This is a genomic window from Micropruina sp., from assembly GCF_047602385.1.
Taxonomy (GTDB): Bacteria; Actinomycetota; Actinomycetes; order Propionibacteriales; family Propionibacteriaceae; genus Micropruina.
Window position 1 is genome coordinate 450,801 of the sequence record NZ_JASGHL010000004.1, and the last position, 18,339, is coordinate 469,139.

General features: G+C 68.6%; 21 protein-coding genes and 4 tRNA genes. 14 read left to right on the forward strand and 11 right to left on the reverse strand.

Annotated elements, in window-relative coordinates; translation table 11 throughout:
• Positions 1–4 precede the first annotated feature (4 nt).
• Complete coding sequence (locus QM711_RS15170) at positions 5–889, reverse strand: VOC family protein (RefSeq protein WP_415100784.1); 885 nt, start codon at positions 887–889, stop codon at positions 5–7.
• A gap of 171 nt (positions 890–1,060) precedes the next feature.
• Positions 1,061–2,641, reverse strand: a complete 1,581-nt coding sequence (locus tag QM711_RS15175) for an aspartate:alanine exchanger family transporter (RefSeq protein ID WP_415100786.1) — start codon at positions 2,639–2,641, stop codon at positions 1,061–1,063.
• A gap of 418 nt (positions 2,642–3,059) precedes the next feature.
• Between QM711_RS15175 and QM711_RS15180 the strand changes: the two genes are divergently transcribed.
• Both QM711_RS15180 and QM711_RS15185 read left to right on the forward strand, forming a co-directional pair.
• Positions 3,060–3,383, forward strand: a complete 324-nt coding sequence (locus tag QM711_RS15180; protein ID WP_415100788.1) for a dihydrofolate reductase family protein — start codon at positions 3,060–3,062, stop codon at positions 3,381–3,383.
• A gap of 538 nt (positions 3,384–3,921) precedes the next feature.
• Positions 3,922–4,338 carry a hypothetical protein gene (locus QM711_RS15185; protein ID WP_415100790.1) on the forward strand — a complete coding sequence of 139 codons (417 nt, stop codon included), beginning with the start codon at positions 3,922–3,924 and terminating at the stop codon, positions 4,336–4,338.
• A gap of 31 nt (positions 4,339–4,369) precedes the next feature.
• On the opposite strand, the gene QM711_RS15190 is transcribed toward QM711_RS15185, so the two are convergent.
• The 3 genes from QM711_RS15190 to QM711_RS15200 form a co-directional block, all read right to left on the reverse strand.
• The gene (locus tag QM711_RS15190) at positions 4,370–4,591 is read right to left on the reverse strand and encodes a hypothetical protein (RefSeq protein WP_415100792.1); all 222 of its coding nucleotides are present in this window, start codon (positions 4,589–4,591) and stop codon (positions 4,370–4,372) included.
• An 872-nt stretch (positions 4,592–5,463) separates the two neighbouring features.
• Positions 5,464–6,105 carry a hypothetical protein gene (locus tag QM711_RS15195; RefSeq protein ID WP_415100794.1) on the reverse strand — a complete coding sequence of 214 codons (642 nt, stop codon included), beginning with the start codon at positions 6,103–6,105 and terminating at the stop codon, positions 5,464–5,466.
• Between the two features lie 54 nt (positions 6,106–6,159).
• Positions 6,160–6,687 carry a DUF2510 domain-containing protein gene (locus QM711_RS15200; RefSeq protein ID WP_415100796.1) on the reverse strand — a complete coding sequence of 176 codons (528 nt, stop codon included), beginning with the start codon at positions 6,685–6,687 and terminating at the stop codon, positions 6,160–6,162.
• 110 nt (positions 6,688–6,797) lie between these two features.
• Here QM711_RS15200 and QM711_RS15205 point away from each other — a divergent pair, with 110 nt between their 5' ends.
• A complete protein-coding gene (locus tag QM711_RS15205) occupies positions 6,798–6,989 on the forward strand; it encodes a hypothetical protein (RefSeq protein ID WP_415100798.1) in 192 nt (63 codons plus the stop codon).
• A 145-nt stretch (positions 6,990–7,134) separates the two neighbouring features.
• On the opposite strand, the gene QM711_RS15210 is transcribed toward QM711_RS15205, so the two are convergent.
• Positions 7,135–7,207 (reverse strand) — tRNA-Lys (locus QM711_RS15210).
• Between the two features lie 95 nt (positions 7,208–7,302).
• Here QM711_RS15210 and QM711_RS15215 point away from each other — a divergent pair.
• The gene (locus QM711_RS15215) at positions 7,303–8,004 is read left to right on the forward strand and encodes a hypothetical protein (RefSeq protein ID WP_415100800.1); all 702 of its coding nucleotides are present in this window, start codon (positions 7,303–7,305) and stop codon (positions 8,002–8,004) included.
• An 82-nt stretch (positions 8,005–8,086) separates the two neighbouring features.
• On the opposite strand, the gene QM711_RS15220 is transcribed toward QM711_RS15215, so the two are convergent.
• On the reverse strand, positions 8,087–8,440 hold the full coding sequence (locus QM711_RS15220; protein ID WP_415100802.1) for a metallopeptidase family protein: 354 nt from the start codon (positions 8,438–8,440) through the stop codon (positions 8,087–8,089).
• Positions 8,441–8,693: 253 nt separating this feature from the next.
• Between QM711_RS15220 and QM711_RS15225 the strand changes: the two genes are divergently transcribed.
• The gene (locus tag QM711_RS15225; RefSeq protein ID WP_415100804.1) at positions 8,694–9,824 is read left to right on the forward strand and encodes an SH3 domain-containing protein; all 1,131 of its coding nucleotides are present in this window, start codon (positions 8,694–8,696) and stop codon (positions 9,822–9,824) included.
• Between the two features lie 127 nt (positions 9,825–9,951).
• On the forward strand, positions 9,952–10,746 hold the full coding sequence (locus QM711_RS15230; protein WP_415100806.1) for an alpha/beta fold hydrolase: 795 nt from the start codon (positions 9,952–9,954) through the stop codon (positions 10,744–10,746).
• A gap of 36 nt (positions 10,747–10,782) precedes the next feature.
• Here QM711_RS15230 and QM711_RS15235 read toward each other — a convergent pair whose 3' ends face one another.
• From QM711_RS15235 to QM711_RS15245, 3 genes are all read right to left on the reverse strand, one after another.
• The gene (locus tag QM711_RS15235; protein ID WP_415100808.1) at positions 10,783–11,733 is read right to left on the reverse strand and encodes a threonine/serine dehydratase; all 951 of its coding nucleotides are present in this window, start codon (positions 11,731–11,733) and stop codon (positions 10,783–10,785) included.
• A 141-nt stretch (positions 11,734–11,874) separates the two neighbouring features.
• Positions 11,875–12,657 (reverse strand): class I SAM-dependent methyltransferase, encoded by a 783-nt coding sequence (locus tag QM711_RS15240; protein WP_415100810.1) that lies wholly within the window; start codon positions 12,655–12,657, stop codon positions 11,875–11,877.
• A 25-nt stretch (positions 12,658–12,682) separates the two neighbouring features.
• Positions 12,683–13,351 (reverse strand): TetR/AcrR family transcriptional regulator, encoded by a 669-nt coding sequence (locus QM711_RS15245; RefSeq protein ID WP_415100812.1) that lies wholly within the window; start codon positions 13,349–13,351, stop codon positions 12,683–12,685.
• A 91-nt stretch (positions 13,352–13,442) separates the two neighbouring features.
• Between QM711_RS15245 and QM711_RS15250 the strand changes: the two genes are divergently transcribed.
• The 8 genes from QM711_RS15250 to QM711_RS15285 all read left to right on the forward strand — a co-directional run bounded on the left by QM711_RS15250 (position 13,443) and on the right by QM711_RS15285 (position 17,791).
• Positions 13,443–13,976, forward strand: coding sequence for an ester cyclase (locus QM711_RS15250; RefSeq protein ID WP_415100814.1), 534 nt, complete (start codon positions 13,443–13,445; stop codon positions 13,974–13,976).
• Positions 13,977–14,000: 24 nt separating this feature from the next.
• Positions 14,001–14,738 (forward strand): hypothetical protein, encoded by a 738-nt coding sequence (locus tag QM711_RS15255; RefSeq protein WP_415100816.1) that lies wholly within the window; start codon positions 14,001–14,003, stop codon positions 14,736–14,738.
• Positions 14,713–14,913, forward strand: a complete 201-nt coding sequence (locus tag QM711_RS15260; protein WP_415100818.1) for a hypothetical protein — start codon at positions 14,713–14,715, stop codon at positions 14,911–14,913. The genes QM711_RS15255 and QM711_RS15260 overlap by 26 nt, the downstream gene beginning before the upstream one ends.
• 72 nt (positions 14,914–14,985) lie before the next feature.
• A tRNA-Glu gene (locus QM711_RS15265) sits at positions 14,986–15,058 on the forward strand.
• Positions 15,059–15,244: 186 nt separating this feature from the next.
• Positions 15,245–15,318 (forward strand) — tRNA-Asp (locus QM711_RS15270).
• A 21-nt stretch (positions 15,319–15,339) separates the two neighbouring features.
• Positions 15,340–15,416, forward strand: a tRNA-Phe gene (locus QM711_RS15275).
• A gap of 213 nt (positions 15,417–15,629) precedes the next feature.
• Positions 15,630–17,132, forward strand: a complete 1,503-nt coding sequence (locus QM711_RS15280) for a sensor histidine kinase (protein WP_415100820.1) — start codon at positions 15,630–15,632, stop codon at positions 17,130–17,132.
• A complete protein-coding gene (locus QM711_RS15285; protein ID WP_415100822.1) occupies positions 17,129–17,791 on the forward strand; it encodes a response regulator transcription factor in 663 nt (220 codons plus the stop codon). Before QM711_RS15280 ends, QM711_RS15285 begins: the two co-directional genes overlap by 4 nt.
• A gap of 134 nt (positions 17,792–17,925) precedes the next feature.
• Here QM711_RS15285 and QM711_RS15290 read toward each other — a convergent pair whose 3' ends face one another.
• On the reverse strand, positions 17,926–18,291 hold the full coding sequence (locus QM711_RS15290) for a hypothetical protein (RefSeq protein ID WP_415100824.1): 366 nt from the start codon (positions 18,289–18,291) through the stop codon (positions 17,926–17,928).
• Between the last annotated feature and the right edge of the window lie 48 nt (positions 18,292–18,339).

The window sequence follows — 18,339 nt, forward strand, 5'->3', positions numbered from 1 at the left end:
GGCGTCAGCCGAACGCGGCGATCTCGATCTTCTTCATGCCCATCAGCGTGGCGAAGGCGTCCGGCTTGCCCATCAGCTCGTCCAGATTCGCCGGGACCAACTGCCAGGACAGTCCGAACCGGTCGGCACACCAGCCGCACTGCTCTGCCTCCGGGACGGCGCTGAGTTGCGCCCAGTAGCGGTCCAGTTCGTCCTGACCGTCGCAGTGCACCATCAGCGAGACGCCGCAGGTGAAGGTGAAGTCCTGGCCGGCGGCGTCCATGGTGGCGAACCACTGGTCGAGTACCTGGAACTCGCCGAACATGACGGCGCCGGCCATCGGACCGGCTTCGGCCGGGTACGGGACCACCGAGCCGACGCGTCCGTCGAAGACCGAGGTGTAGTACGCCATCGCCTCGGCGGCGCGGCCCTGCACCGTGTCGCCGAACATGATGCTGGGAATGATGAACGGACGCGGCTCGCCTTCGGCGCTGGTCAGCATCAGCTGCCAGCTCACCCCGTAGCGGTCCTCGATCCAGCCGTAGTGCGGGCTGAACGGATACTCCTGCAGCTCCATCAGGGCCTTGCCGCCCTCGGACAACCTGCCCCACAACTCGTCCAGGTGCGCGCGGGCGTCGGGGTCGACGGACGGGTCGAAGTTCACGAAGAACGACACCGACGGGTTCGGCCGGAACTCGGCGCCGGCGTTGATGCCGATGAACCGGTAGCCGCCGATCTCGAACTCGACGGTGAGCGCCTCGCCGGCGAGGTCAGCCTGGAAGTCGAGCAGCCCCTCGGACGGGTAGCGCACCGTCTCGACGATCCGGGCGTCGCGGAAGGCGGCGGTGTAGAAGTCGGCCGCCTCGGCGGCGTTGTGGTCGAACCAGAGGTTCGGAACTATCCGCTGCATGATCGGGGTCCTCTCGTTGGGTGGATCTGCGCTCGTCCGGAAGGTCTCGGTGAGCCTAGCCCCGGCGTCCAACGTCCTCGCCGAGCAGCAGTCGACGGGAGCGCGACCGGCCTTCCCCACACACGTCGAAGACGCAGTGGGCCCGAGGCCCCACCACGGCACCGGAGGCGATCAGGCCAGCAGTACCAGCAGCTGGGCGAGCACGATCTTGCCGACCATTGCGGCCGGGTACACCAGGACGTAACCCAGCGACACCCGGTTGTCGAACCCGCTGCGGGTGTTCGCGTACGCCAGTAGGGCGGGCTGGGTCTGGGCCCCGCCCAGCTGACCGGAGAGCTGGATCCAGTCGGTGCGTTGCAGGCGTCCGGCGATCAACAGTCCGGCGGCCGCCACGACCGTAATCGCGAAGCCGAGCAATGCCACCTTCCAACCCAGACTGGACGACATCGCAGCGACGAACAGCACGCCCGCCTTGGTGCCCGCGTAGGCGAGAAAGACCAGCATGCCGAGCGCGGACAAGGCGTGCGCGGCCGCGGTGGACATTGAGATCGGGACGGCTCCGACGCGTCCGATCCGGGCGAAGACCAGACCGGCGAGCAGCGTCCCTGCCGCGGACCCGAGGGTGAACGTGCCGGTGGGCAACGGGACCGGGATCATCCCGACGCCGATCCCGGTGGCGAGGCCCAGCGCCAGGCCGAGCGGATTGATGTCGGAGAAGCCTCGCTCGGAGTCACCGAGGTACGCGCGGATCGCCGACATCTGCTCGCGCGGCGCCACCACCCGGAGCCGATCGCCCAACTGCAGCACGAGGTCCGCGGTCGGAATCATGTCGATGTCGCCCCGTCGCACCCGAGAGACGTGCCCGCCGAAGCGTTCACCGAGCCCGAGGGCGGCGATGCCGTGGCCGGCGAACCGGGAAACGGACAGCGTCACCCGATTGGAGTCGAGGTCGGTGCGATCACCGATGATGTCCACCGACGAGGTGTGGCCGAGTTCGTCGGCCACCGAGTCGAGGTCATCCCCGGGTCCGATCACGCTGATCAGGTCCCCCTTGCCGAGCGATTCGTCGGGCGAGGCCACCACCATCGGCCCGGTCAGGTGCTTGACCCGGGTCACCGTCACCGCACCGGCCCGCTCGCGGAGCACCGCGCCGACCGTGACCCGGTCGTCCCGATCGATTCGCACGGTCCGCTGCTCCAGTCGCGGGGACGCCGTCGTCGGCTCCCGCACCCCCCGGCGCAGCGCCCACGCCGTCGCCAGCAGCATCCCGACGACGCCCCACAGGTAGCTGATCGAATATCCGACCGCCGGCAGCTGTGGGTCCCCGGCTGCCTGACCGGCAGCGGCCAGGGCCGGCGTATTGGTGAGCGCCCCGGCAAAGGTCCCGGCGATCACCGGGGTCGGCAGGCCGAGCGCCCGGCCGGCGAGCCCGCCGACCACTGCCGCGACGGCGAGGCAGCCGACAGTCGTCAGCATCACCGGCCAGCCGCGCCGCAGCGAGCCGAAGAAGTTGGGTCCCGAGATGATCCCCACCGTGTAGGTGAACAGGATCAGCCCGAACGTCCCCAGCACCTCGGGCACGGTCAGCTGCACGCCCTGGGTGATCCCCCACGCCGTCAGCCCGAGAGCGACGAACAGCACGGCGGCCGGTCCGAGCGTGGCGCCGGCGAGGCGGACCTGCCCCAGCAGCGCGCCAAGCACCAGCAGTACGGCGAAGAACAACATCGGGAACTGCTCAAGCACGGCGAACATCGATTGTCCTCATCGCTCCTTGCTCGCGGATCACCGAGGTGCAGGCGGTCTGACTCGTCGCTCGCGGCGCATCACAGGTGCGGCACAGTGTGGAATCTCACCACGTTCCCCTGCCCGGGCCGGGATCCGATCCCCGGTACCTCGAGCCCGGTTCTTCGACCGGTGCGTTGTCAGCGTATCGACGGCCCGGGACCCGCGGGCCCAGACCGGGAAAGCTCCCCCGGCCGGCTCGGCCTTCCGTGACGACCCCGACTCGCCGACCGTTGATGCCCTGACCAGGCTCGGCGACCGGGCGGCCGAGGACAACAACGAAAGCTGAGGGATTCCGGGGTGCGGGGTTGAGAGTAGGTGCCGTCCTGACTGGACGCCGCACCTTCGACAAGGCTGGGGGCGCAACCACGCCTGGGGTCCTGCCTTCGTGCTCACCCACCGGATTCCCGCTGGGTGGCCGCGGCCCGACTCAACCGTCCACTTCGTCACCGACGGCCTCGGCAGCGCCGTCCAGCAGGCCAAGGCGGCGGCCGGCGAGAAGGCGGTTGCCGTGCACGGCGCCGACACCATCCAGCAGCTGCTGAACGCCGGACTCCTCGACGAACTCGCGATCGACATCGCCGCCGTGCTACTCGGCTCAGGAATCCGCCTCTTCGAGCACTTGGACCGCGCGCCCGCCGTCCTGGGCAATCCGACGGTGACTGCCGGCTCCGGCGTGACACATCTGCGCTACCCGGTGCGACCGTCGTAGCCGCGGCGAGTCGCTGCGCCGGGTTCCGGAGGCGCCCGGCAGCGATCAGCGGCTGGCCAGGGCTCGTATCCAGGACGCGGTGGCAACGGGCTGTGCCGATCACGAGCAACGTCTCTCGAGTCTTTCCGTTCCAGTTTGCTACCTGGCGAGGAGGGCGGGATCCGGGTGGATTCCAGGCACCGGCCGAGCGGCCTTTTGACCCCACGCGATCCTCAAATCTGCGCCGCGACGCAGTGGCCGAAACCGCGGACGACACGATTGACCCACAGACAAATGTGCCCGCGGTTTGGTCCGCGACTAGGCCGTTGCGGATGCCGCCGAGTGCAGCCGCCACTGGTCCCACCGGGCGTTCGGTGACCATTGCACCGTTTCAGGGCCCGTCGTACACCACTCTGCTGGACTCCACTGCGGCTGGATCCGCCTCCGACTGCCTCCCTTGCCGGGCACTGCTATCGGCAGAAGCGCACGTTTCGGGGCGTCGGGAGGGTCGGGCAGCCTGGGTTGTGCCGCACATAGGCGTCGCGGCTAGCCTTGCCGCATGTCGCCGGCGCACGATCCTGATGAGGGGTTTCGGGGACGTGTTTTTCTGGTCGTCCTTGGCTTTGGGTTGGCCGCATTGGGGTTCTTTGGGGCTGTGACGATGACTATGGACGAGGATGCCGGGCCCTACGACGGATTGTATGGGCTTGCCGTCTTGAGCTTGGGACTTGTTGCTGTCGCGGGAGCTGCGATTGGTAGAGCTCTTGCCCGTTGGACGCTGCTCGGAATCGGTCTCGCGTTTCTGGCGCAGGCGACCCTGATAGTCCATGATGTCGTCGCCGATCGGTCGGGGCTTGATCGGTTCACGATGGCCTTCTTGATCGGTCTTGTGCTTGTTGGAGGTGCAGCCTGCATCGTCGCTGCGTGGCACGTCGTTGCTCACTGGCGTCGGATGCGCGCTGAAGCGAGGGCGTAGCAGCAGAGCCGCTGCCAAGAAGAGATCTCCGCTACACGCCGCCGCGGGCACAAGGGGGGGTCACGAGCACCTGCTCGTAGTCCTTACGGGTCAGCGCCCGCAGCGGCTCGCCCTTCGAGTTGCGCCACTCACCGATCCACCGCTCGCCGTAGTCGCCGAACGTCACCTCGGGCTCGGCTTTGCGGCGCGCGGCCTCGATCCGCTCCGCCGGCGAGACCCAGCGCACCTCGTCGGCGGCCGTGTCCTCGATCATCGGCCGCTCGTTGCGGAGCCGACAACCCCAGGTCCCTGTTCTCGAACGTCGACGGCGCCTTGTGCCGGGCCAGGTCCGGCCCCATGTAGATGACCTGGTACCTGCCTGAAGGCAGCCTGCAGATGTACCCGAAGTCCCGCCGATCGGCAATCGCAGCCTCGTTTTCGTGCGTTCCGTGTGCGTTTCGCGTGCGTCAGGACTGCGTATATCTGATCACGTCTGCCCACCAGTGCGATGGGGCGATTCGAGTGTTTCACCTAGTCATTAGCCTGAAACTGCTGGTGGGCCCACTGGGAATCGAACCCAGAACCCGCGGATCAAAAGTCTGAGAACGGCGTTTCATCCGATGTCCGGACGTGTTTTCTGGTCCTCTGGAGTTCATCCAAGTGAGTGCCCAGGTGATGGCTGGTGACGGGTCGTGCTATCCGGTGACCTCGGGTCCGTCAGCAAGTCCGTAGCAAGGAGACCCTTGCGTTTGGCTTCCAGGTCATGCCGCCTTCTCCGCCGTCGCCGGATGCCCCGGGGATCACCGCCAGGTATTCCTCGTACGCCTGCAGCGATTTCACTGCCCGCTGCACCACCTCGTCCGACACCGGCACGCCGTGCGTCGGCTTCGGATGGCCGCCGACCCTGGCGCATGCTGTACACCGGCGTAGCAAGCGGGAACGGCCCGAGGTGCGACCCGCTGCCGGGCGGAGCGCAGGAGGCCGCAGAGCTACGGGGATTGTTCGAGCCGTTCGACCCCGTGCGAGCCTGCGAGGCGTTCGCTGACATCGGTTGGTGCCTGCGGTGCAAGACCGCGCACTGTTCGCGCTGCTGGCGCGGCCCCGACTGGACCATCTACTGCCCACGAGGGCACGGGTACTACGTCATCACCTAGACGCCGCCGCCTCGCGCCAGCCCTTGGCGATGTCCCCGCGCGCCTCCGCCAGCCAGCGGGCGCCCACGACGGCAAAACCCCCGAGCAGGGCCAGTACTGCCCAACCCGTGGGCCCGTTCAGCACATCGACAGGCACCGAACTTGGTAGAAGTCCGAGAGCGGCCAGCGGGAAGCCTTTGCCATTGAGCTTGCGTTGCTCGTCCTCCTGCTCTCGCAGGGCTTGCTGCACCGCCGCTAGTTCCGCTGTCAGGGCGTCGAGCCGAGCGGATTGCTCGGCCTTCAACTGCTCGTGCGCGGCGTGCAGTTCGTCCAGTTCGGCGTAGATGGCCGCCACCACGCGCCTGAGTTGGTCGAGTTGCTGAGCGTGGTCTCCGATATCAGTGGGACCGATGCGACCCCGAGCATTACTCGCGATACCCAGCAGGCTGGCAGCTACGGCGCCCACGGTGGCCGAGGTGCTCTTGCCCAGAGAGGGGAACCATCGGGCCAGTTGGCCGCGCGCCCGCCGCGCGAGATGAGCAGCCCCCGCCATTAGCTGCCGGGCCACTGTGCCCAGTGCCTCGGGGGCCACCACGACCAGGCCTAGCGCAGTCACCAACGCGCCCAGCAGGTTGAGCCAATCGGACAGCGCCACGGTTCAGTGTCCTGCCGAGGAGTGACCTGGCACCGGCGGCTCGCCGCTGGCCGCCTAGCCCTGAGTGTGCTCAGTCCAGCGGTAGCCGTCCCACCAGCGCTTGACCGCGGGATTCTGCTGGTCGGGGTACCAGCCAGGCGGAGGCCCTTGCTGCGGCGGTATCTGCTGCTGAGGTGGAACTGCTTGCTGCGGGTACGGGTAGGGGGCTTGACCGGGAACTTGTGGCCACTGCGCCTGAGGAGACTGTGGCGGTGCCGCGGGTGCCTGCCACTGCGGCTGCCAAGCCTGCTGGCCGGGTCCAAGTCCTGCCTGTTGTCGCTTGGAACGGTAGTCCTCCGCCTGATGAAGAGACAGCTTGTGGCCACACACCCCGCAGTTGCGGGTGAATCCTCTGGCCAGTTCGCTCATACCTACCGTGCCGACGGCTGCAAGCGTGCGGCCTGTGTTGCGCATAGCGTCTCCCGCTGCGCTGTTCATGCACCGCGTGCAGTCGCGGCAGCCTGTCTGTACTCGTGCCATGGCTGTTGCTCCTCGGGGGTACTCCTGGCGGGAGTATGCCAGCGGGCCCGGCGTTGTGCGCATCTGTGCACAGCGAGATGCCCAGCATCACCACTCGGAGGACGCGCCGCATCTGGACAATGCGGGTGGGCGTGTCCACCTGTCAGGCGGACATCTCTGGTTAGCCTCCGACCATGACCAATAAGCTGCCTTCCGCGACGCGCGTGGCGCGCCGACTGAAGTACCCGCACAGCCTCGCCTTCGGCCTTCCACGGCTCACGTTGCATGGCTGCCGCCACTCGCAGGCCTGCACGCTGCTGCGTGCCGGTATCACTGTCCATGTGATCGCGGCTCGGCTGGGCATGCCGACCCGTCCCTCACGCTGAGGGTCTACAGCCATGCCATCCCGTCCGGCGGCGCAGCGGCCGCGGCGGCCTTCGCGAGGGCTCTCGGAGGCTCCGCGTAGCAAAGTGTTAGCAACGGGTTCAAGGAGGGGCGTCGGCAAGGACCCGGATATGCCTCTGACTAGAGTGGGCCCACTGGGAATCGAACCCAGAACCCGCGGATTAAAAGTCCGCTGCTCTGCCGATTGAGCTATAGGCCCGGCGCGTAGCGCGTGCTCACTCTACCGTCCGGGCTGCCGGTGCGCGGCATCCCGTCGGCCACGAGCCCGGAGAACGAGGCGGGCACACTGGGGCCATGGACTGGTGGGGCATCGCGATCATCCTCGTGGCCGGCGTCACTGTGGTCATCTACGGATACGTCGATGACCGGCGCAAGACGCGGGAACGCGATGCCGCGATGGCCGCACCCCCGAAGCGCGACATCCCGCGCTTCGAACCGACCACCGAACCGCCGCAGTACCTGAGCGAACTCGAGGCCCGCAGCCGTCCCGCCGATCTGCCCGGCTCGGAACTGACCGAACCGGAGCGCGCCGACCTCAGGACCGCGAGGGCCGCAGCACCCGGCATCAGGGCCGGAATCCCGGACGACCGCTTCATCACGGACGCCGCAAGCGGCTGGGCGGTGGCTTCCGACCCGCTGATCGCGCTTTGTGGAGAGCCGCTGCTCACCGTGCGGGAGTTGTTGCCCCTGCTCACCAACGCCCAGCGATCAGGACGACCGTTGGTGCTTGTCGCACCTGCTTTCGGCGCTGACGTCATCGACACCCTGGCGGCGAACACGATCCGCGGCAAAGTGCGGTGTGTGCCCGTCACGGCGACCGCCGACCAAGCCGCCCAAGTCACCGAGCACACTTTGGCCAGAGCGTTCTCCCACAGCGACCTCCAGGCCGGCTGGATCCCCGACACCTCGCTCGGCACCGTGGCGACCTGGCTCTCCGAGCGGAACCGTTCGTGGATGATCCAGGCACCGAGCGACACCACCGACGCGGAAGCCTGATGACGGAAAGCGGAGAAATCTCAACCTGCACTCAAGGTGTTTCAGGATTCCGGATCAGCCGGGTCCGGCATCCCGCCGTTCGTCAGGCGTAGCCGAGCTCGTCGAGGTGCGCGTCATCGATACCGAAGTAGTGAGCCACCTCGTGCCACACGGTGATGCGGACCTCCTCCACCACCTCGGCATCGTCTGCACACAGGTCGAGGATCGCGTCCCGATAGATCACGATCCGGTCAGGGAGCACGCCCGAGTACCAAGAATCGCGCTCTGACAAGGGGATTCCGTCGTAGAAGCCGAGAAGGTCACTGTCCGGCTCCGGCGCTCGGGCCTCGATCACGACCACGCAGTTCTGCACCAGGGCCGCCAGCCGCTCGGGGATCTGGTCGAGAGCGGCGTCCACCAGTTCATCGAACCTCTCCGCACTCATCGAGACCGCCATGTGGCCACTGTAGAGACCACACTGAGCGCTGAGTTCGCCCGGATCAACCACGCACCCACCGGCGCGTCGGCTTGTCATGCGTCGGGATGCCCCTTCCGACCCTGTCCTGAACTTACTGAGCGGGGTTAAAGTCCAGCGCAATCCGAGGGTCATTGGAGCGACGTTCGCTCCCGCGGCACCCGTCGGCAACCAGGGGGAGCGAAAGGACGCCATGGTCTCGCCACCGAATCGCCTGACCCGGACGGCAGTCGCCGTGACCGCCGGACTCGCGTTGAGTCTCAGCCTGAGCGGGTTGATCGTGCCCAATGTCGCGGACGCGTCCCCGGCCAGCACCACGATCGCGATGGTGACCACCGCCGACGTCAACCTGCGCGCCGAGCCCGATGTGAACAGCGCGGTGGTCAAGGTGCTACGCAAAGGCACCCCCGTGACGGCGACCGGCACCACCTCGGGCCGGTTCGTCCAGGTCACGGTGGACGGCGTGACGAACTGGGTGTCCGGCAGCTATCTCGCTCCGGCGTCCTCCCCCGCCGAACCGCTGCCGCCGGTCACGTCCACGGCACGCACCACCGCGGTGCTGGCAATGCGCAAAGCGCCGGCGGTCGATGCCGCATCCTTCGGCGACCTCAAGAAGGGCACGGTGGTGTCGCTGACCGGCACTCACTCGGGTAGCTATTCGCAGATCGTCCGCGCCGACGCCGCCGCGTGGGTGTTGACCGGGTATCTGACCAGGCTCGGGTCGGGACCCAGTTTTCCGAAAGCCACCGGGCGACGCTATGTGGCAGTGGACGAGGTCAACGTTCGCGCCACCTCTGCCGCCGATGCCACCGTGCTCGGCCAGGTGACCTTGGGGACGGTTCTCCTGGTCACCGGCAAGACCGCGAACAAGCGCACCCAGGTGATCTTCAACGGCGGGCCGGCGTGGGCGTACACGTCCTATCTGGCCAAGACCAAGCCGTCCACGGGGACGGTCGAACCGCCGGTGACCGACCCCGGCGGCAGCCTCGGCAGCGCCAGCCTGGACCGCACCAAGCCCACGATCAAGCGGATCGTCCGGCTGATCCGCGCCGAGTTTCCCGCGATCAAGACGATGTACGGCTGGCGGAGTTCCAGCTCATACTCGTCCGACCACCCGAGCGGACGCGCCCTGGACATCATGATTCCCAGATACAAGACCTCGACCGGCAAGGCGCTGGGCGACACCATCGCCCGCTATTTGCAGGAGCGGCACAAGGAATTGCGCGTGCACTACCTGATCTGGCGGCAACGAAGCTGGAACGTCGAACGCAGCGTCGCCTTCACCAACTGGCGAAAAATGGAGGACCGGGGCGGCGACACCGCCAATCACTACGACCACGTCCACGTCTCGGTCTACGACAAGTAGGGAACTCTTCTGTTTCCTCGGGTCAGACTTGTGGGCCCCCACGATCACCGGAATCGCTGATCATGCGCTACCGATGCCCGAGGGGTCTCGACGAGTTCGACCAACCCGAGGGAGCCCAGTGCCGCACGTGACCTCAGCCGATGGGACGCCGATCGGGTACGACCAGCTCAGTAGTGACGGTCCGGCGGTGGTCCTGGTCGGCGGCGGCCTGGACGACGGCACCGAGAACATTCCACTGGCCGACCACCTCATCCACGGGTTTGCGGTGGTCAACTACCGGCGACGCGGACGCGGCGACAGTGGCGACACCCAGCCGTACTCGGTGCAACGCGAGATCGAGGACCTTGCGGCCGTCATCAATGCGGCCGGCGGCCGAGCACACGTGTTCGGCGCGTCGTCCGGCGGCGCGCTCGCCCTGGAAGCCGCGGCGGCGGGCCTGCCGATCGACCGGATCGCCGTCCACGAAGTCCCGTACCTCATCGACGAGTTCTTGCTCACCGCCTGGCGCAAGTACCGCGTCGAGTTGGCCGCCGCGCTCGAGGCCGGTGACCCGGACGAGGCGCTGCGGCTGTTCATGAGGCTGGCCGGCTCGTCCGAGGAGGGCATCGCCGCCGCCGAGACGGCTCCGGTCTGGACGGCACTGCGCGCACTGGCTCCGACCTTGCGTTACGACGCTGCTTGCCTCGGCAACGGACGCCCGCCGGCCGAGCGGCTCGCCGCCGTCACCCAGCCGGTACTGCTTACCACCGGCGTCACAGGCGACCCGCATTCGGCCGGCTTGCCCATCGACTTCTACACTGCAGCGGCCGACGCGGTCGCCGAACTACTTCCGGACGCGCGGCGAACCACGATCGAGGTCGCCGGCCACATCGCCGACCCGGCGGTCGTCGGCCCGATCCTCGCCGGCTTCTATACCGACTGACGTCGACCAGCGACGCCTCGGTCACAGAGCGCTGATCTAGAGATCGGCGGGGTCGGTGTTGGCGCCGCAGAGCACCACGCAGACCTTCTCTCCGGCGCTGGGGCGATACCCGGTGGGGCTGCGGACGCCGGCCAGCCCCGTCCCGGCCGCATGCTCGACCGCGAACCGGTAGTCGTCCCACAACGCCTGGCGTGCCCGCACGATCTCGGCGTCGGTGACCAGAACGGACCGGACGCCTTCGTGCTGAGCGGCGCGCAGGGCCAGGTCGGACGCCCTGCGCGCACCCAGGGAATCCGCGGCCACCGAGTTCAGCGGGACGTCGACCGGACGGCCCGCCTGCAGGGCGGCGTTGAGCGCGCGGCAGTTCTCCGGTTCCACGGCGATCGTTCGGATTCGGTGCTGCTGGGCGACCGTCGCCACACCGGCGAACAGCCCACCGCCACCGACCGCAACCACGACCGTGTCCAGGCCGTGGATCCGCTCCAGGAGTTCGATCATCACAGTGCCGGCGCCAGCGGCGATGTCGGGGTGGTCGTAGGCATGGGACGCCAAAGCACCGGTCACGTCCGCGAATTCCAGGCAGGCGGTCAGCGCGTCCGCGTACTCGGCACCGACCAGCCGGACGTCGGCGCCGTAGCTCCGAAGCCGTTGCACCTTGACCTGAGGCGCCGTGGCCGGAAGGAAGACCGTGGCCGGCACCGCCTGTTCCCGCGCGGCCCAGGCGCAGGCGAGGCCGGCGTTGCCGCCGGAGGCGATGGTGACACCGGCCGCCGGCAGCGTGCCGGCTTCCCGGTGCGCGAGGAGGAAGTTCTGGGCACCCCTGGCCTTGAAGGTTCCGGTGTGCTGAGTGAACTCGAGCGCCAGGTACAACTCAGCCGCGCCACCGTCCACCGCGAGGTCGTCCGCGCGGGTTACGGTGACGGGACGGACGCGTCCCGCTATGCGTGTTGCCGCGGCCTTGATCTCGGCGTAGCTCAGCTCCCCCACCCGGCCATTCTCCGTCGCCTCCGCACCGCAACGCCAACTCCGGGAACTGACCTGATCATCGCGGGTTGAGAGAGGGTCGAAACCCCTGGTCGGCGCCGCAACAGCTCCATTCTCGACGAACCCGACTCCGGGGATCGGGTCCTATGTCAGCGTCGCGATGGTCAGGGTGACGACCAACGGACGGGTGACGCGTCCGCCGAACTCGTCACCGATGAACCGTTCCATGTCGGCGAGCAGTCCCCGGCGGTCGGATGCGGCCATCATCTGCGTCACCGAGTACGACTCCATCAATCGCCGGTACTCGGCCGCGCTGTAGTGCTGATTCCAGTCGTAGTGGTGCACGGCGATCGACCCGAAGCGCGCGTCGGCGTCCAACAACCGTCGGATCTCGGGCTGCACGTTGGCCCGGGACGGTGCCGGCGGGCCGGTATGGCCCTGCCCGTACCGTTCGTAGACCGGCTGGGCAGCGGCGAAGAACCCGGCATCCTCAGGTGAGTCCACCTGGATAAGGTCGACGACCGCCAGGACGCCGCCGGGTCGCAGCAGGGCGGCCGGACGATCAAGTTGGGCCGCCGGTGAGATCCAGTGGTAGGCGGTGGCGGAGAACACCGCGTCCGCGGAACCGGGCGCGATGTCGGCGAGTTCGAAGTCGCCGACGGTGACGCGCAGCCGGTCGGTGGGCAGGTTCGCGCGCAGCACGGCCGCCATCGCCGGCCCGATCTCGACGGCATGCACCCGAGCTCCTCGGCCCAGCAGATCCTTCGTGGCCTGACCGGTTCCGGGACCGGCCTCGACAATCTCGGGTTCGGCGGGCAGCAGCCGGAAGAGCCGGTCGAACAGTGCTGCCGGATAGGACGGCCGGACCCGGTGATAGGTCTCGGCGGCCTCGTTGAACGAGAGCCGGACGTCGGCTGGCGAACCCATCACGCCAGCCTGCCACGCCCACCCATCACCGCCGTGCCGAACCCAGCGGCGAGGTCTGGCCGGCGGGCGGTGTCCAGGGCAGCAGGGCGCGGCAGAACATGTCGGCCAGCCAGGCGGTGATCTCGTCACCCGTCCAGCCTCGGTCCTGCAGCAGCCACCGCGGCTCGTTGGCGTTGATCACCCACAGGATGTCAGCGGCGCGGTCCACGTCGAGGTCTTCGCGCAGCCAGCCCTCGGCATGCCAGCGTCCCACCCAGAACGAACTGCCCGCCCAGCGTTCCTCGTCGATGGTGCGGGCGAACGACGACAGCGCGGCGTCCGCGTCCCGGGAGCCGAGCACCATGCGCAGCAGCGGATCGATGCGGGCGGAGATCGTGCCGGCCAGTCGTGCGTAGGCGGCCGCCGCCTCGACCGGGCCGGTGGCGTCGAGGACGGCGAGCGCCTCCGGACGCTGGGCCAGCGGCACCGCCTCGTCATCGCCGACCAGCGAGGTGTCGTAGACCGCCTTCAGGATGCCCGCCTTGCCGCCGAAGGTCTTATAGATCGTCTCTTGCGACACCTCGGCGGCCTCCGCGACGGCACGGATCGTGGTGCCGGCGAAGCCGTGCTTCAGGAAGGAGGTCCGGGCCGCGTCGAGAACCCGCCGTCGGGTCTCCCGGGCCGAGGCCGTCCGGGAGCTGTTGTCGTAGGCCACCTGATCTCCGGTCGCTGAGGGCTTGTCTGATTGTTCGATGCAGTCTACTGTACTTATTGGTTCCAGTTCACTGTATCGAAAGGAAAGAACCATGACTGCCACACTTACCCAGACCGATCTCGGCCGCCTCGCCGAGCGCGCCATCCACGCCACCCTGGGCGGCTCCCTCGCCGACCTGGCGACGGTCGTCCACCCGGACGCGTTCAACCGGATGTCGCTCACCGAGCCGCCGGCGACCCGCGGCAGGGGCCCGGCCGCCTTCCACGCCACCGGCGAGTGGCTGCGGACGGGGTTCAGCGACCTGCGCTGGACCACCGAGACCACGGTCGTCCAAGACGATGTCGTCGTCACCTACGGCACGATGTCCGGACGCCACACCGGCGACTTCGTGGTCTGGACGCCGGAGGGCACCGTCGAGCGCGCGTTCGCGTCCACCGACAAGACCTTCACCGTCGCGCAGGCCCACTTCCAGCGCATCGTCGACGGTCTGGTCATCGAGCATTGGGCCGTCCGCGACGACCAAGGGATGGGCATGCAACTTGGCTGGATTCCGCCGACGCCCGGGTTCCTGTTCCGCTGCTACCTCGCCACCCGGCGAGCCCGCCGGGCCGCCGAGGCGCTGTAGTCAGCACGAACTACGCTGCACAACGTGGTCCAGCCCGAGGAAGTCGGCGAGCCAGCGGCAGTGCCGGCCGCCCGGCTGCGCGACGGCTCCAGCAGCGTCGAGCACGCCCAGCCCGGCTCCGACTGGCCCACGCTGTGCGGCATTCCCGCCGATCAGGTCGACTTGTACCGCCATCTGTTCAAGGCCGCGCCGGGCGACTGCCCGGAGTGCACCGAGCGCATCTGGCGGCTGGACGCGTCCGACCGGGTGCCCGAGCGCTTCGTCGGCCTGGTCCGGACGGACGACTCCGCGGGGTTCCGGGTGCCCGTCCGTGCGCCGGTGATGAAGAACGCCAGGGAGCTTCTCGGCATGAGGTTCGGCGCGGCGCGGGTGATCGGAGTCTGGAGGCAGGACCCTGCACAGGGGGCCGATGTGGTCGAGGCTGAGCGGTTGCTGGTGGCCGATCAGGTGATCGTCATCGCGGGAGCCGGCTTCGACCCGAAACACCGGGCGGCCAACGACCGACTGGCGGTCGAGCGGTCGCCGGACGCGATCGCTGAGTTGATCGGGCTGCTCACCGATCGCCTGCCGGGAGAGCCGATGAGCTTGATGGAGTGGCCCCGGCTGTCGCTGGTCTTCCTGAAGGGTCGCCGTCCACTCGCCGAGTACGGCCTACTCGCCGGCGCCGAATGGGTCCGGACGCCGACCGCGTCCCATGGCGTGGTCCGCAAGGTAGAGCGGTTGCGGGCCTGGCTGCGTGACCGCGACGTCGACTTCGGCTGAGCCGACTCCGGTTCCCTCCGGCTGCGGATCGTTCTGGGAGCACCTGGCCGACGTGCTGTCCGAGGACGAGCAACCGCTGACTGCCGTCGAGCGGCAGGGCGTGCTGACGCTGGCCGAGCGAATGTGCCTGGGCGAGCGGGTTCCGCGAGCGCTCACGCTTTGCCCCGAGCGGTGAGCCTCCCCTTCGACCCGGGCGCCGTTCAGGTTTGGGCGGGCGTGGTCAGGACGGGTATGGTTCTTCGGTCAGGTCCCCATCGTTTAGCGGCCTAGGACACCGCCCTTTCAAGGCGGCAGCGCGGGTTCGAATCCCGTTGGGGATGCCGCGTGAAGCCCCCTCCTCGGAGGGGGTTTCCGCTTGTCGGACGCCTGCGGCTACCCCACGTACCGTCCGCCGGGTGGCACGCCGTCCACTCGGCCACCAGCCCCCGCCCGACCGATTTCGACGCCGTGGCAAGGGACTGTTATAGTTTCGAGGCCGGTCGGGAACGACCGGTGAGGCCTGTAAGGGCCCCGTGGCGCAGTTGGTTAGCGCGCCGCCCTGTCACGGCGGAGGTCGCGGGTTCGAGTCCCGTCGGGGTCGCTGAGCGCATCGTCGCTCAGAGGCCAGGTAGCTCAGCTGGTAGCAGCGTTCGCCTGAAAAGTGAAAGGTCACCGGTTCGATCCCGGTCCTGGCCACCAGCCGACGCCCCGGGGAAACCCGGGGCGTTTGCCGTTGCCGAACGCACTTCCGAGCGCGCAACGAACTCTCTCCTCAGAGCTCTCACGTTCCGTGCTTCGATGTCGTTTCCCTGGTTTGAACCACGGAGACCAACCCGAACCAGGGCAACGTCGATGAGAGCACTCTCACCCGAAGTTCACCGGCACCTCCGATCGGCTTTGCCACAATGAGGCATGGCCTCCCGGACGCAGCCTGCCCGCCAGACTGGGCGGCTCCCCTGGCTACGGACCGTGCGGGCCCGCGTCATCGCAGCCGTCCTCGCCTTGGCGGCCCTGGCGCTGACGATCGCCGGGCTGACCGCGTACACGCTCGAGTCGGCGATGGCTGAGCGCCGGGTCGAGGGCTATCTGGCGCGGGCGGTCGACGAGTTCCGGGTGTTGGCCTGCGGTCACACCGCCAACTGCACGCCGGGCATCGATCCCACCACGGGACGCCCGTTCACCAACCCCGAGGACCTGATCCGCGTCGCGATGCAGCGACAGGTGCTGGCCGCCAATGAGAGCGAGCTGGGGATCGTCGGCTCCCGGGTGGTCTGGACGGCCCCGGAAGGCGTCAGCTTCCGCCCCGAGCAGGATCCGGAGTTCGTCAACACGGTGGTTCCGCTCGCCGCGCTCGACCACGTCACCCGCGGCCGGCTGAAGACGGCGGTCGCCGATCACTCCTATGCGGTCACGCCCGTCCAGTTCCCCAACGCCCGCGGCGCACTCGTCCAGACCTTCGACATGCGCGCCGAGCAGGCGGTGTTGCGCGGCACCTACGGCACCTACGCCCTGGTCGCGCTGGGCTCGCTGCTGGTGGTCGGGTTCCTCATCTGGCTGCTGGTCGGACGCCTGCTGCAACCGATCCGGCTGCTCCGGACCACCGCCGAGGACATCACCGAGCACGACTTGAGCCGCCGCATCCCGGTGCACGGCGACGATGACCTGTCGGCGCTCACCCGCACCGTCAACGCAATGCTCGACCGGCTCAACGCCGCCATGGCCAGTCAGCGCCAGCTGCTGGACGACGTCGGCCACGAACTGCGCACCCCGGTGACCATCGTCCGCGGGCACCTCGAGCTGATGGACGCCACCGACGCCCGCGACGTCGGTGCCACCCGAGCCCTGTCGCTGGACGAGCTCGACCGGATGGGACGCCTGGTCGACGACCTGCTCACCCTGGCCAAGGCCGAGCGCAGCGACTTCCTGCAGCCCCGTCCCACCGACATCGGACGGCTCACCGACGAGACCCTGGAGAAGGCTCACGGACTGGCCCCACGACGCTGGTTGCTGGACGACCTGGCAGACACCGCGGCGACCCTCGATGCCCAGCGAGTGACCCAGGCCTGGCTGCAGCTGGCGTCCAACGCGGTGAAGTACTCCCCAGCCGACACCCCGATCGCGCTCGGCAGCGCCGTCCGGGACCGCGAGCTGTGGCTGTGGGTCCGCGACCAGGGCGCCGGCATCTCCGCCGAGGAGCGGGACCTGGTGCTCTCCCGGTTCGGACGCGGCGCCGACGCCCCGCTGCGCGCGGACGGCACCGGTCTGGGACTGGCGATCGTCGACAAGATCGTCACCGCCCATGGTGGTCGCGTCGACATCGATTCCACCCTGGGCACCGGCAGTACCATCGCCCTGGTGCTCCCCCTGCGATCCACCCCAGCGCAGTCCACCCCAGTCCTGGAGGCCACCGGATGAGCCAGATCCTGATCATCGAGGACGAGCCGCGGATCGCGTCCTTCGTCGCCAAGGGGCTGCGGGCCGCCGGCTACAGCACGCATGTCGAGGACACCGGGATCGTCGGCGCCCAGTTCGCGGTGTCGGGCGACTTCGACCTGGTCATCCTCGATGTCGGCCTGCCGGACATCGACGGTTTCGAGGTGCTCGACCGGCTCCGCGGTCAGGGTTTGACCACCCCGGTGATCATGCTGACGGCGCGCTCGTCGGTGACCGACACCGTTGCCGGCCTGGAGGGCGGCGCCGACGACTACATGGCCAAGCCGTTCAGCTTCGAGGAACTGCTGGCCCGGGTGCGGCTGCGGCTGCGCACCGACCCGGGCACCGCGGCGTCCGCGACCGTGCTCAGCCACCGCGACCTGAGCCTCGACCTGCGCACCCGCCGGGCGACCGTGGACGGCCGCGAGGTCGACCTGTCGGCTCGCGAGTTCACCCTGGCCGAGGCGTTCCTGACCAACCCGGGCCAAGTGCTCAGCCGGGAACAGCTGCTCTCCAGCGTGTGGGGCTACGACTTCGACCCCGGATCGAACGTGGTGGACGTCTACGTCCGCTACCTGCGCCGCAAGCTCGGCACGGCGCGTTTCGAAACCGTGCGCGGGATGGGCTATCGGCTGGTCTGAGCACCCCGGAAAAGGAGGTCGTGATCCGTGCGCTAGGACGCGCTTTCGTTGGTCGAGCTTGTCGCGACCTCAACCTCACCCCGCACGAGGTTCGACACGCTCAGCCCGCGGTGGTCGGGTTGAGCAGCGTTCCGCTACGGCGTCCGGGCGGACGGCGGGCTGACCGGCGTCTTGCCGGTGTTCGGTGACTTGGGTGTGTTGGGCGACTCGATCGCCCTCGGTTTGGCGGCGGGCACCTGCTTCGATGTGCGGTCGTCCGGGCCCACCGAGGTGGTCGCGGCATCGCTGTCCGCCTTGCTGCCTGCCGTCACCTTCTCGGTCGGCGGACGGCTCAGCCCGCCGGCGCCGGACGGGGCGTCGAGCACGACGGCGGGACCGGCCGGCTGGCTGCGGTGTCCGGTGTCGGTGGCGCAGCCTGTGGCGCCGAGTACCGCCAGTCCGAGCACGCCGGTGACCAGCCAGCGCCCGCCGCGGCCCGGGACCGGGTTCGAGGTGTCCATGGTGCCCAGTCCACCCCGAGCCGATGAGTCACGCGGGAGCAGTCGATG